This is a genomic window from Pseudomonas sp. MC6 (assembly GCF_054790575.1).
On record NZ_CP186504.1, the window covers coordinates 1,443,716 to 1,456,382 of the forward strand.

The window sequence follows — 12,667 nt, forward strand, 5'->3', positions numbered from 1 at the left end:
GATCGAGCTGTCGAAAGTGGCTCAGAGACCCTGCTGCAAGGCCGGATCATCCGGGTTGAGCTGTTCCAGCTGCGCCAACAGAATCTGCACGTTCTGCAATTGCCCGCTTTCTTTCCAGTAATTGATCAGCAAAACCCGCGCCTTGCGGTCAGCGGGGTGACGCTGAACGATTTCCTGCAACTGGTTTTGCGCCGCTTCCAGTTCTTCGGCGCTGTGCAGGGTGGTCGCGAGGTCGTAGCGGTAATCCTTGTTATCGGGTTCCAGCTCAACGGCTTTGGACAAACCGAGCAGAGCGTATTCGCGCTGATCGTGGTGCAACAGCCAAAGACCCAAGGCATGTTGCAGGTAGGCAGAATCAGGTTGCGCTTTGAGCTGTTTGACCAGCAGTTGCCGAGCGGCGTCGGTTTGGCCCTGGCGGTCGAGGACATCGATCTGCATCACCAGCGCCTGCAGATTGCCGGGCTCCAGGCGCAGCGTATTGTCGAGCGCGACCTGCGCCTCTTTGAGTTCTGCGTTGTGGATATGCAGCCGGGCCAGTTGCGCATAGTTGGCAGCGCTTTCCGGCAGCGCCTTGAGCGTTTGTTCCCAGCCGTCGATCGCTTGTTGTAGTGGCGCGAAGTAAAGGCCCAGTTCATCGGGGGTCAAACCGAGGAGGGCGTTGATCGCGGCAAAGCGCACGGTTTGATCTTCATCTTCGAGCATCGGCCCGAGCAACAGGCTGCGTTGCCCGCCCGGCACCAGTCCCACCACGCTTTTGATTGCCGCCAGCCGCACGGCGGGGGCTTCGTTCTGCAGGTCGGTGTCGGCCAGTTTCAACGCTTGCGGGCTGGGGTAATTGGCCAGCTCACCGTGCAGCCACACGCGACGTTTCACCGATATGTCCGGGCGGCCCAGTTGCTGATACAACTGACGCGCTGCGCCCGGTTGACCCTTACGGGCAGCATCGAGCGCTTCGCTATAACCGTGCTTGATTGCATCGGGTATGACCGGGACGGTGCTGCGCACCGACAACCAGGCTACGACGACGATAAGCACAAGGCCCAGGCTGATAAGCAGGTAGCGGCGAGACTGAGGCATGCAGGTTTCCGAAACAGGCGTTCTTGAGCAGAGCGGCAAGCTTCGGTCAGCGCGGGCCACGAGTCAAACCCTGTGCATGCGAATCGCCCTACAAGCTGCGTCGACTCAGTTACCCGTCAGGCTTTCGATGCAGTGTCTACGCTTGCAGAAGTCGTTTCGATGAGTGTGCCCATGCAAGCCCTGTTCAATTATTTCCGAGCCGTGATCCACCCCGGTCAGGCTGCACTGCTGTTTGCCCTGCGAACCATTGCGGCGGGCTTGCTGACGCTGTACCTGGCGTTCTTGTTCGATCTCGATCAGCCGAAGTGGTCGATCATGGCAGTGGTCATTGTCAGCCAGCCGTTGGCCGGGATGGCGCTGGCACGCAGCTTCGGTCAGGTGATCGGCACGACCCTCGGGGCGGCGGTGGCGGTATTGATCATGGCCATCTTTCCACAGGCACCGCTGCCATTCATTACCACTCTGGCCCTGTGGCTGGCGCTGTGCACGGCGGGCGGTACGTTGCTGCGCTACACCAGTTCGCAAGCCTTTGTGCTCAGTGGTTACACCGCCGTGGTGGTGGCGTTGCTGGCGATTCCGGATCAGGACGGCACCTTTTTATTGGCCGTCACCCGCGTTACCGAAACCTTGCTGGCCGTGGCCTGCGTGTGTGTGGTCAGCCTGTTGACGGCACGCCCGCAAGCGGTGGCCAAGGGGTATTTCGCCAAGGTCGATCAGGTCATCAAACTGGCCGCCAGTCACGCTGCGGCGGTGCTTCGCACGGAAGAAAGCGAGGCCGATTTCCAGCGCCGGCAAATGCAATTGCTCGGTGAGATCAGTGTCCTCGAAGGCCTGCGCCGGCACTTGTATTTCGATGCGCCACGGTTGCGCAGCGCCAACCATCTGGTACTGCTGTTGGGCAACCAGCTGATGTTGTTGACCTCGCGATTGACCGCGCTACGCCATCAGCGCGAACTGCTCACCGAGCGCTGGGAGGGTGATCTGCCGCTGGACATCCAGCGACTGCGTGCGGACGAACTGGCGCTTCTCGATCAGTTGGCGGAGCAGGGGCGATCGCTGCCCGAGCCCACACGCCAGCAATTCATCAAGCTGCAGCAACAGTTCGAGGCGTTGGCGTATCAAGCCGAGCAGTTGACCGAAGACATGAGCGCCACCTTGCGCTCGCTGGCCTGGGCGTTGCGCTGGGAGCAGGCGCGGCTGTTGCAGCAACTCGAGCAGATTCTCGAGTTGAGTGATGCCATTCAGGAAGGGCGCGAGGCCAGTTGTCTCTATCGTGGCCAGGTCAGCCCTCTGCATCTGGACTTCACTTTGGCGTCGATGAATGCGATCCGCGCCTTCACTGCGTTGCTGGTGGCCGGGTTGATCTGGATCGAAACCGCGTGGGACGGTGCGCGAGGCGGAATGATTCTGGTGGGAATCCTCTGCTCGCTGATGGCTACTTTCCCGCGTCCACTGATAGCCGCGCAGAGTTATGCGCGAGGCTTGGGGCTGGCGCTGGTGGTCTCGGCGTTCTATCAATTCATGCTGGTGCCGGCGATCAGTGATTTCGAGCTGTTGGCGTTGTTGCTGGCACCGCTGCTGTATGTGATCGCAATCGGTCTGGCCAGTCCGGCGACGGCGGGTATCGGTATGGGGTTGGGGTTGTCGAGTTTTCTGATGCTCGGCCCGCAGAATGTCGGTACCGGACAGAACACGGCGATTCAATGGTTCGAATTTGCCGGCGCCTATGTCAGTGCGGCCATGCTTGCCCTGATCGTTTACGCGTGGATTTTCCCGTTTCGCCCGGCGTGGCGCCTTCGCCGTTTGTATAACGAAGCGCGCGAGCAGGTGTATGCACTGAGCAAAACCCCGGCGACCGATGAACAACAGTTTGCCTTTGAAAGCCGCATGGTCGATCGCCTGACCAGCATGCTCGGCCTGCTGCCAGCGGTGAACAACCGGGCCATGCAGCAACTCTATGAAATCAGCCTGGCGTGCGTGGCACTGGGTGTGGCCATGCACCAGTTGCGGCAGCAAGCGCACAACAATGCGCTGCTGACAGATGTCTTTACTCAGCGTCTGGCATCGGCCGTGCGCAAGACCGGGCGCTATGTCGCCGGGCGACAGGATGTGCAATTGGCGCCACTGCTGACCACGCTGCACACACTGGGCGATGAACTGGATGAACTGCACGTCGCCAGTCATGAGCATGTCTGGTCGCTGTTTCGTATGCGTGTGGCCCTATTGATCGTCGTGTCATTTCTGCAACGCCACGGTGACGCTATCCAGCACTCTGTTCCGGAAGGAGAAGCAGCCCTTGCCCATTGATTTCGAAATTGGCGGCGTCTACCTGCCGCCCATTGCCCAGGCGTTACTGTTGGCCATACCGATTTTCATGTTGCTGGACTGGGGTTTGCGGCGACTTGGCGTACTGCGTCTGGTCTGGCATGAGGCGCTGTTCGAAGGCGCTTTGTATGCCTGCGTCTGTGCCACGCTGATTTTGCTGATGGGAGCCTGATGCCTTGAAAGTGTTATTCACGCGATTGATCACGTTGGCAGTGGTGCTGTTGGCGATCGTGCTCGGCTGGTTTGCCTGGGAGCATTACACCCGCGCGCCGTGGACTCGCGATGCCCGGGTCAGAGCCGATGTGGTGACGCTGTCGGCGGATGTCTCGGGGCGCATTGTCAGTCTGGCCGTGCAGGACAATCAGCATGTCGACAAGGGGCAATTGTTGATGGAGATCGACCCGGCGCGCTACCGCCTCGCGGTGGAACACTCGCGGCGTTCGGTGGAAGTGTCGAAGGCAACGCTGGGTCAGTCGCAAGCGGCAATTGTAGCCAGTGAGGCCTTGCTCAAGCAGCGGCAAAGCGAAGAACGCCGGCGGCGTACGCTCAAGCAGGGTTTTGCGATTTCCGGAGAAGAGTGGGAAAAATCCAGTACCGATGTCGCGGTGGCCCAAGCGGATCTTCTACGCAATCAGGCCAATCTCGGTCTGGCCGAGGCGAACGTGCAGTTGGCGATTGCCGCGCTGACCCAGGCCGAACTGGACTTGCAGCGCACCCGCGTCGAGTCCCCGGCGAGCGGTTATGTCACCAACCTGCTGACCCGTGAAGGTGACTACGCGGTGAGCGGCGGCGCTTTATTGGCACTGGTCGACAGTGATTCGTTCTACATCAGTGGTTATTTCGAAGAAACCAAACTGCCGCGAATTACAGAGGGCGATCGGGTGCGGGTGCAATTGATGAGCGGAGAGACCTTCGGCGGCAGGGTGCAAAGCATCGCCTTCGCCATCGCCGACCGGGAGAACGCGCCGGGCAGCCGGTTACTGGCCAACATCAACCCGAGTTACACGTGGGTAAAACTGGCACAGCGGGTACCGGTGCGGATCGACATTGATGGCGACTATGCCGGCAAGAACCGCCTGCGTGCTGGCACCACAGCGACCGTCACCGTGCTGGAAAACTGATCCCTGTAGGAGCTGCCGCAGGCTGCGATCTTTTGATCTGCTCTTTTAAAGCAAAGTCAAAAGATCGCAGCCTGCGGCAGCTCCTACAGAAGAGGGTGTGATTTTCGAGGCATAAAAAAACCCCGCGACCGAATGATACGCGGGGCAAAAAATTTGGTTGGTTGCGGCCAACCAAAGGAGCTCTTTAACAATCGATTACTTGCTGGCAACAGTCTCCGGTTGCCAGCCGCCGCCAAGGGCCTTGTAGATCGCGACAATGCCGCGATACAGGTCGACTTCAGCCTGGGCCTGACTGTCTTCGGCGTTCAACCGTTCGCGCTGCGCGTCGAGCAGCACGAGGAAGTCTGTCGTGCCTTCGCGATAGCGAATTTCAGCCAGGTCGGCAGCCTTGCGGCTCGATTCGCTCTGACGAATCAGCGAGATCAGGCGTTGCTGACGCTTGCCGTAATCGCTGAAGGCGTTTTCCGACTCTTCCAGGGCCAGCAGCACTTGTTGCTCGTAAGTCGCCAGTGCACCTTCGGCATCAGCATCGGCGCCACGCAAACGGGCGCGCACGCTGCCAAGGTCGAACGCCGCCCAAGTAATGCTTGGGCCCAGTGCCCAGGCGTTGGCCGCCGAGGAACCGATCTGCGAGCCACGCCCGGCCGTCCAGCCGAGGAAGCCGCTAAGGCTGACCCGTGGGAACAGATCGGCTTTCGCCACGCCGATACGTGCCGTGGCCGAGGCCAGTTGGCGTTCGGCGCTGAGAATGTCCGGACGACGCTGCAGCAGTTCGCCCGGGTCACCGATCGGCAAGGCTTTGGCAATCGCTGGCAGGTCTTTTGGACTCAGATCGACAGTCAGCTTGTCCGGACGCTCGCCCAAGAGGGTAGCAATACGGTTTTTCTGCCGAACCTGTTCTGCCTGCAATTGCGGCACGCTGGCTTCGACCGAAGCCAGACGTGCATCGGCACGTTCGACGTCGAGCTGATCGCCCACGCCGGCGTCACGCAGGCTGATGGTGATCTTGCGCGACTCCTGCTGGTTGTTCAGGTTGGCCACGGCAATCTTTTCGCGCAGTTGTGCACCGCGCAGTTGACCGTAAGCGTCGACCAGTTCGGCAATCATGGTGACTTGCAGTTGGTACAGATCGGCTTCGGCTGCCTGCTGGTCGGCGTCGCTGGCTTCCAGATTGCGCTGGATGCGCCCGAACAGGTCTAGCTCCCAGGCCATGTCCAGACCGAGGTCATAGCGTTCGCTATTGACCCGGTTGGTGGTTTGGCCGGGGATTTGCCCCTTGGCCAGATCACTGCTGGCGCGGCTGGTGATGGTCGGCATCGCATCGTTGCTGGCGTCGTCGCGGATCGCCCGGGCGGCTTTCCAGCGCGCGAACGCCACGCGCAGTTCACGGTTGCCTTGCAGCGATTGGGTCACCAACTGGTTGAGGGTCGGATCGTCGAATTGCTGCCACCAGATGCCTTCGAATTTAGAACGGTCGAAGTTCTTTTGCCCGGCGGCGCCGTCGGTGGCGGCCGTGATATTGGCCGCCTCCGTGGCTGGGGTCTTGTAGTCGGGGCCGACAGCGCAGGCGCTGAGAGCCAGCACCAGCAGACTCGGCAGGAAGACTTTCAGACTCATTGTTGCGCCTCCAGTTTCAGAGCTTTGGCCGCTTTGCGGGCTTCGCCGCGTTCAACAAAGTTACGGATCAGTACGTAGAACACTGGGGTCAGCAACAGACCGAAGAAGGTCACCCCGAGCATCCCGGAGAACACCGCCACACCCATGGCGTGACGCATCTCGGCACCGGCACCGCTGGAGAACACCAGTGGCACCACACCCATGATGAACGCGAAGGAGGTCATCAGGATCGGCCGCAGACGCAGACGGCAAGCTTCGAGTACCGCAGCGAGCGGGTCGAGGCCTTCTTCCTGTTTGTCCTTGGCGAACTCGACGATCAGAATCGCGTTCTTACAGGCAAGTCCCACCAGTACGATCAGACCGATCTGGGTGAAGATGTTGTTGTCACCGCCCGAGATGATCACACCGGTGATGGCCGACAGCAGGGTCATCGGTACGATCAGGATCACCGCCAGTGGCAGGCTCCAGCTTTCGTATTGAGCGGCCAGTACCAGGAACGCCAGCAATACGCAGAGCGGGAATACGAACAGCGCGGTGTTGCCGGACAGAATCTGCTGGTAGGTCAGGTCGGTCCACTCGTAGGTCATGCCGTTCGGCAGTTCATCCTTCAGCAGTTTCTCGATGGCTTTTTCCGCCTGGCCGGAGCTGTAGCCCGGGGCAGCCGCACCGTTGATTTCTGCGGTGATGAAGCCGTTGTAGTGCATCACGCGATCCGGGCCCGAGGTGTCGCTGACCTTGATGAAGGTCGCCAGCGGGATCATTTCGCCTTTGTTGTTACGTACTTTCAGCTGGCCGATCTGGTCGGATTCGAGGCGGAACTGTTGTTCGGCCTGAACGTTGACCTGATAGGTGCGCCCGAAGCGGTTGAAGTCGTTGGCATACAGCGACCCCAGGTAGATCTGCAGGGTGTCGAAGATGTCGCTGACGGCCACGCCGTGGGTCTTGGCTTTTTCACGGTCGATGGCGGCATCGACCTGAGGCACGTTCACTGTGTAGCTGGTGAACAGGCCCGCCAGTTCCGGAACGCTGTGGCTCTTGTTGATGATGTTCATGGTTTCTTTGTACAGCTCGTCGTAGCCCAGGTTGCCCCGGTCTTCGATTTGCAGACGGAAACCACCAATGGTGCCCAGACCTTGTACCGGCGGTGGCGGGAAGATCGCCATGTACGCCTCTTGAATGTTCGCGTACTGGCCGTTCAAGGCCCCGGCAATTGCACCGGCGGACATGCTCGGGTCTTTACGTTCGTCGAACGGTTTCAGGGTCACGAAGACGATGCCGGCGTTCGGACTGTTGGTGAAGCCGTTGATCGACAGGCCCGGGAACGCTACGGCGCTTTCCACGCCTGGCTGTTTCAGCGCCATGTCGGACATGCGCTTGATGACTTCTTCGGTGCGATCCAGGCTCGAAGCGTCCGGCAGTTGCGCGAAGGCCACCAGGTATTGCTTGTCCTGGCCCGGTACGAAGCCGGTCGGCGTGCTGGAGAAACCGAAGAAGGTCAGCACCATCAGGCCTGCGTACAACAGCAGGGCGATGCCGCTGCTCCGGATAACCCGGCGCACGGTGCCGACGTAACCATGGCTGGCACGATCGAAGAAGCGGTTGAACGGACGGAACAGCCAGCCACCGAAGATCTTGTCGAGCACTTTGGAGAAGCGGTCTTTCGGCGCGTCGTGGCTCTTCAGCAATACCGCGGCCAATGCTGGCGACAAGGTCAGCGAGTTGAACGCCGAGATCACGGTTGAGATCGCGATGGTCAGTGCAAACTGTTTGTAGAACTGCCCGGTGAGGCCGGAGATGAACGCCGCCGGAATGAACACCGCACACAGCACCAGAGCCGTGGCAACGATCGGACCGGTCACTTCACGCATGGCCCGCTTGGTGGCTTCGACCGGATTCAATCCGAGCTCGATATTGCGCTCGACGTTTTCCACCACCACGATGGCGTCGTCCACCACGATACCGATGGCCAGTACCAGACCGAATAGCGAGAGCGCGTTCAGCGAGAAGCCGAACAGGTGCATCACCGCAAACGTACCGATCAACGATACCGGCACCGCCACCAACGGAATGATCGAGGCGCGCCAGGTTTGCAGGAACAGGATCACCACCAGTACCACGAGGATCAGTGCTTCGAAGAGGGTGTGAACCACCGCTTCAATCGAACCGCGCACGAAGATTGTCGGGTCATAGACGATGCTGTAATCCATGCCTTGCGGGAAGCCTTTCTTCAGCTCGTCCATCTTTCCGCGAACTTCGTTCGAGATGTCGATGGCATTGGAGCCTGGACGCTGAAAGATCGGGATGGCTACGGCTGGTTGGTTGTCCAGCAACGAGCGCAGGGCGTATTGGCTGGAACCGAGTTCAACGCGAGCGATGTCTTTGAGGCGAGTGATTTCACCATTGTCGCCTGCGCGAATGATGATGTTCTCGAACTCTTCCTCGCTGACCAGTCGGCCCTGAGTGTTGACCGACAGCTGGAAGCTTTGGGCATTCGGGGCAGGGGGCGCGCCCAATTGACCGGCCGCGACCTGACGGTTCTGCTCACGAATAGCAGTGACCACATCGGTCGCGGTCAGATTGCGCGAAGCGGTCTTGTTCGGATCGAGCCAGACCCGCAGCGAGTAATCGCCCATACCAAACAACTGCACATCACCGACACCGTTCAGACGAGCGAGCTCATCCTTGATGTTGAGGATCGCGTAGTTGGACAGGTAGAGCATGTCGTAGCGCTTGTCCGGCGAGGTCAAGTGCACAACCATGGTCAGATCGGGCGAAGCCTTGTCGACGGTGATACCGATGCGCGTCACTTCCTCGGGAAGTTTCGGCTCGGTACGGGTTACCCGGTTTTGCACCTGCACTTGCGCGTTGTCCAGGTCAGTGCCCAGGGCGAAGGTGATGGTCAGGGTGATCTTGCCGTCGGCGGTCGATTGCGAGGACATGTACAGCATGTTCTCGACGCCGGTGATGGCTTGCTCCAGCGGAGCCGCCACGGTTTCACCGATGACTTTAGGGTTGGCGCCCGGGAAGTTGGCACGTACCACCACGGTCGGTGGCACGACTTCCGGGTATTCGCTGATCGGCAGCTGGAACAGCGAGATCGCACCGGCGATCAGGATCAACAGCGAGAGCACTGCTGCGAAGATCGGCCGTGAAATGAAGAATTGGGAAAAATTCATCGGAGTTGTCGTCCCTTAACCGCGTGGGGTCGTAGCAGCCAGCTTCACAACCGAACCGGACGCACCTTTGGCAGGGGCGACTTTGGGCAGGTTGCTGGCTTCCAGCGCTTGACGTTGTTGAGCGAGTGCCGCGATGGTCTGTTCGCTGGCCATTGGCACCACTTCAGGCGTGACCGGTGAGCCAGGACGAACCCGTTGCAGACCCTTGACGATGATCGTGTCGTCCTTGTTCAGGCCATTACGGACGATGCGCAGGCCTTCGATTTTCGGACCCAGTTCGACGGCGCGGTACGCGGTTTTGTTGTCCGCATCCATGACCAGTACGAACTTCTTGCCGAGGTCGGTACCGACCGCTTCGTCGTTGATCAACATGGCGTTGTAGGTGCCGCTGCCAACCAGCTTCAAGCGTGCGTAGAGGCCCGGGGTGTAGGTGCCGTCGCTGTTGTCGAACACCGCGCGACCACGGATGGTGCCGGTTTTCGGGTTGACCTGGTTGTCGACGAAGTTCATCTGGCCGAGGTGTGGGTTGCCGTCTTCGTTGGACAGGCCCATGTACACCGGAGTGGTGGCACCGCGCTGACCGTTACGAGCGAGTTGGGTGTATTTGAGGAATACACGCTCATCGGCGTCGAAGTAGGCATAAACGCGGTCGGTGGAAACTACGCTGGTCAGCGGCGTAGTGTCGGCGGTCACCAGGTTGCCGGCGGTGATTTCGGCACGGCTGACGCGGCCGCTGATCGGTGCGGTGACGCGGGTGAAGCTGAGGTTCAGTTTGGCCAGGTCCAGTTGCGCTTGCAGGGCACCGACGGCAGCGCGGGCTTCTTGAGCGGCGCTGGTGCGCGAGTCGGCCAGTTCGGCGGAAATGGCGTTGCTGGCACGCAGACGTTCGCCACGACCGGCTTCGTTTTCACTGCGGGTGGCGTTGGCGCGGGACTGGGCGACCAAGGCTTCGAGGCGGCGCACCTCAGCCTGGAACGGACGCGGGTCGATCTGGAACAGCAGGTCGCCTTTCTTGACGAGTGCGCCTTCAGTGAAAGCGACGTCGTCGATCTGGCCGGAGACCCGTGGACGGATTTCAACGGTTTCCGGCGCCTCGAGGCGCCCGGTGAATTCGTCCCACTCGTTGACCGGTTGTTCCAGCACCTTGGCAACGCTGACTTTCGCAGCAGGCATGGTGGCGGCAGTCTCGGGAGTCTTGCCGCAGGCGCTCATCACCAGTACGGCCAACATGGCCAACGGGAAGCGCAAATGTTTGAGTGACTGTTCCATGGATGCATCCGCCAATGTATTGAAGATGGGCGGATGATGCTCGGCGGGGTGTGATGGCACGAATCGAATGAAGCAAAGGTAACTATCATTCGGAATGATATAAGACCCGAACGAGCCCTCTAGCATGCACCTTTCGTTAGGTGGCTATCAATCTCTCTCAGGACAATTCAGTGTTGCCCGACGTGTAAAAGTCAGGAGCGAGGCTGCGCGGCGGGGATTATGCGGGGATTAAAAATGCCGAACCCGCCATGGCGGCGGGTTCGACAATGCGGTCAGAGTTTCGGCAACTGGCCGATGCGTCCGATCATTTCAGTCACGATCTGCAGATCCAGCTGGAATTGCTCCACAGTCTTGAATTCGCCGTCAGTGTGACCGGTGTATTTCACGTTCGGCATGGCCAGACCGAATTGCACGCCATTCGGCAGTTCATGCACCGAGGTAGCGCCGGCGGAGGTGCCGAACTCGTGTTTCATGCCGAGGTTTTCAGTCGATACCGCCAGCAGCGCCTTGACCCACTCACCCTCAGGATTACGGTACATCGGCTCGGCGATCGAATAATCGAAGGTTACGGCTACGTGGCTTTTCTTGTCCCACGCCGCCAGTTTATCGGCGATTTCAGCCTTGAGCTTCTCCGGCGACTTGCCCTTCGGCACGCGCAGGTTGACCGCGAGTTTGAAGGCTTTGTCATCCATGCCGACGTAGGTCAGCGACGTTGTCAGCGGCCCCATGAAGGCATCGGAGAAACCGACATTCAGCTTGTTGCCCAGGTAATCCAGCCCCCAGTTGTCGGCGGCATAACGCGCGGCATCGGTGATGTGGTTGTGCTTGAACGCGACTTTGCCATCAAGGCTATTGATAAAGACCAGCATCCGCGCGACCGGGTTGACCCCGGATTCTGGCTCGGAGGAGTGCGCAGATACGCCAGTCACGGTCAGTTTGACGTCTTTGCCGTCGACCTTGGCGCTGACCTGGAAATCGCCGCCATTGCGCTTGGCAAACTCATCACCGGCCTTTTGCAGACTGGCAGCCAGTTCAGCAGGTTTGTCGGTGATCAGGGTGGCGACCGACGCCGATGGAATCTGGTTGGTCGCCAGGCCACCGGTCATCGAGACGATTTCGGTACCTTTGCCTTCGCCTTTGCGCTTGGCAAAGTTGGCCATGACGGTGCCGTAGCCTTTCTCGGCAATCACCACCGGGTAGCCACCATCCAGCGCGAGGTTGTAGTTCGGTGTCGGATTGCGTTCGAAGTAGTAAGGGATCGCGTCGCCCGTGGTTTCTTCGGTGGTGTCGACCAGCAACTTGAAGTTGCGCACCAGCGGCAGTTTTTCTTCCTTGATGACTTTCATGGCATAGAGCGTAACCACGATGCCGTTCTTGTCATCCTCGGTGCCGCGACCATACATGCGATCGCCGATCAAGGTGATCTTGAACGGGTCGAGGCGGGTGCCATCCTTGAGCACCCAGTTTTCCGGCGTCACCGGCACCACGTCGGCATGCGCATGAATGCCAACCACTTCATCGCCGCTGCCGTCGAGAGAGATCTCGTACACGCGGTTGTCGATGTTGCGGAATTTCAGATTGAACGACTCGGCAAGGCTCTGAATCTTCGCCGCGATCTTGGTGAATTCCGGGTTGTCGTGCTGTTCGACGCCATCCTTGCGAAAGGTCGGGATCTCGACCAGTTCGCGCAGGGTTTCGGTAGCGGCGGCGCTGTATTTCGCTCGCGTGTAGAGACCCAGCAGACGATAGATTTCGTTCTGCTGCTCGGCGCTCAATGCCTTGTTGTCGAGGTAAGCACCAATGGCCGGGTCGATGTCGGCGGTTTTCGCCAGATCGCTTTTCCCCAGATTACCGAGGAATTGGCGGAAATCAGTGGCTTTGTCTGCGCTATAAGTATTGAGGATTTCAGCGCTCTGCTGCGGAGTGATATTGGCTTGTGCGGGCGCCGTGAACACGGCAAGACCGGCCAGCATCAAGGTGGTGGCAGCCAGTTTTTTGAAAGGGACATTCATTACGAAGGGCATTCCTTTGCAGGGCAGTGAGTTAGGCGTGTCTCAAGGTTGAGACATATACACTTACAAA

8 protein-coding genes are annotated in these 12,667 nt (G+C 59.6%); 3 read left to right on the plus strand and 5 right to left on the minus strand.

Going from position 1 to position 12,667, the window contains the following annotated elements; all coding sequences use genetic code 11:
* Window positions 1-21: 21 nt before the first annotated feature.
* Window positions 22-1,077 (minus strand): tetratricopeptide repeat protein, encoded by a 1,056-nt coding sequence (locus tag ACOYXE_RS06585; RefSeq protein ID WP_160058045.1) that lies wholly within the window; start codon window positions 1,075-1,077, stop codon window positions 22-24.
* Window positions 1,078-1,248: 171 nt separating this feature from the next.
* Between ACOYXE_RS06585 and ACOYXE_RS06590 the strand changes: the two genes are divergently transcribed.
* From ACOYXE_RS06590 to ACOYXE_RS06600, 3 genes are read left to right on the plus strand one after another with little or no spacing between them, the layout of a single operon-like run.
* The gene (locus ACOYXE_RS06590; RefSeq protein WP_460928287.1) at window positions 1,249-3,384 is read left to right on the plus strand and encodes an FUSC family protein; all 2,136 of its coding nucleotides are present in this window, start codon (window positions 1,249-1,251) and stop codon (window positions 3,382-3,384) included.
* The gene (locus ACOYXE_RS06595; protein WP_007914938.1) at window positions 3,374-3,574 is read left to right on the plus strand and encodes a DUF1656 domain-containing protein; all 201 of its coding nucleotides are present in this window, start codon (window positions 3,374-3,376) and stop codon (window positions 3,572-3,574) included. The genes ACOYXE_RS06590 and ACOYXE_RS06595 overlap by 11 nt, the downstream gene beginning before the upstream one ends.
* 4 nt (window positions 3,575-3,578) lie before the next feature.
* Window positions 3,579-4,523, plus strand: coding sequence for an HlyD family efflux transporter periplasmic adaptor subunit (locus ACOYXE_RS06600; protein ID WP_460928290.1), 945 nt, complete (start codon window positions 3,579-3,581; stop codon window positions 4,521-4,523).
* 195 nt (window positions 4,524-4,718) lie between these two features.
* Here the strand turns inward: ACOYXE_RS06600 and ACOYXE_RS06605 are convergent, their stop codons facing one another.
* From ACOYXE_RS06605 to ACOYXE_RS06620, 4 genes are all read right to left on the minus strand, one after another.
* Window positions 4,719-6,140 carry an efflux transporter outer membrane subunit gene (locus ACOYXE_RS06605; protein WP_123449714.1) on the minus strand — a complete coding sequence of 474 codons (1,422 nt, stop codon included), beginning with the start codon at window positions 6,138-6,140 and terminating at the stop codon, window positions 4,719-4,721.
* Window positions 6,137-9,316: an efflux RND transporter permease subunit gene (locus tag ACOYXE_RS06610; protein ID WP_160058041.1), complete on the minus strand. Its 3,180-nt coding sequence runs from the start codon at window positions 9,314-9,316 to the stop codon at window positions 6,137-6,139. The genes ACOYXE_RS06605 and ACOYXE_RS06610 overlap by 4 nt, the downstream gene beginning before the upstream one ends.
* Before the next feature lie 15 nt (window positions 9,317-9,331).
* Window positions 9,332-10,585 carry a multidrug efflux RND transporter periplasmic adaptor subunit MexE gene (mexE, locus tag ACOYXE_RS06615; protein WP_077573018.1) on the minus strand — a complete coding sequence of 418 codons (1,254 nt, stop codon included), beginning with the start codon at window positions 10,583-10,585 and terminating at the stop codon, window positions 9,332-9,334.
* A gap of 272 nt (window positions 10,586-10,857) precedes the next feature.
* Window positions 10,858-12,597: a dipeptidase gene (locus ACOYXE_RS06620; RefSeq protein WP_460928292.1), complete on the minus strand. Its 1,740-nt coding sequence runs from the start codon at window positions 12,595-12,597 to the stop codon at window positions 10,858-10,860.
* Between the last annotated feature and the right edge of the window lie 70 nt (window positions 12,598-12,667).

Coding starts and splice junctions, on each gene's coding strand:
- ACOYXE_RS06620 (WP_460928292.1), bottom strand. CDS start 12,597: ATGAATGTCCCTTTCAAAAAACTGGCTGCCACCACCTTGATGCTGGCC.
- ACOYXE_RS06585 (WP_160058045.1), bottom strand. CDS start 1,077: ATGCCTCAGTCTCGCCGCTACCTGCTTATCAGCCTGGGCCTTGTGCTT.
- ACOYXE_RS06605 (WP_123449714.1), bottom strand. CDS start 6,140: ATGAGTCTGAAAGTCTTCCTGCCGAGTCTGCTGGTGCTGGCTCTCAGC.
- mexE (WP_077573018.1), bottom strand. CDS start 10,585: ATGGAACAGTCACTCAAACATTTGCGCTTCCCGTTGGCCATGTTGGCC.
- ACOYXE_RS06610 (WP_160058041.1), bottom strand. CDS start 9,316: ATGAATTTTTCCCAATTCTTCATTTCACGGCCGATCTTCGCAGCAGTG.
- ACOYXE_RS06590 (WP_460928287.1), top strand. CDS start 1,249: ATGCAAGCCCTGTTCAATTATTTCCGAGCCGTGATCCACCCCGGTCAG.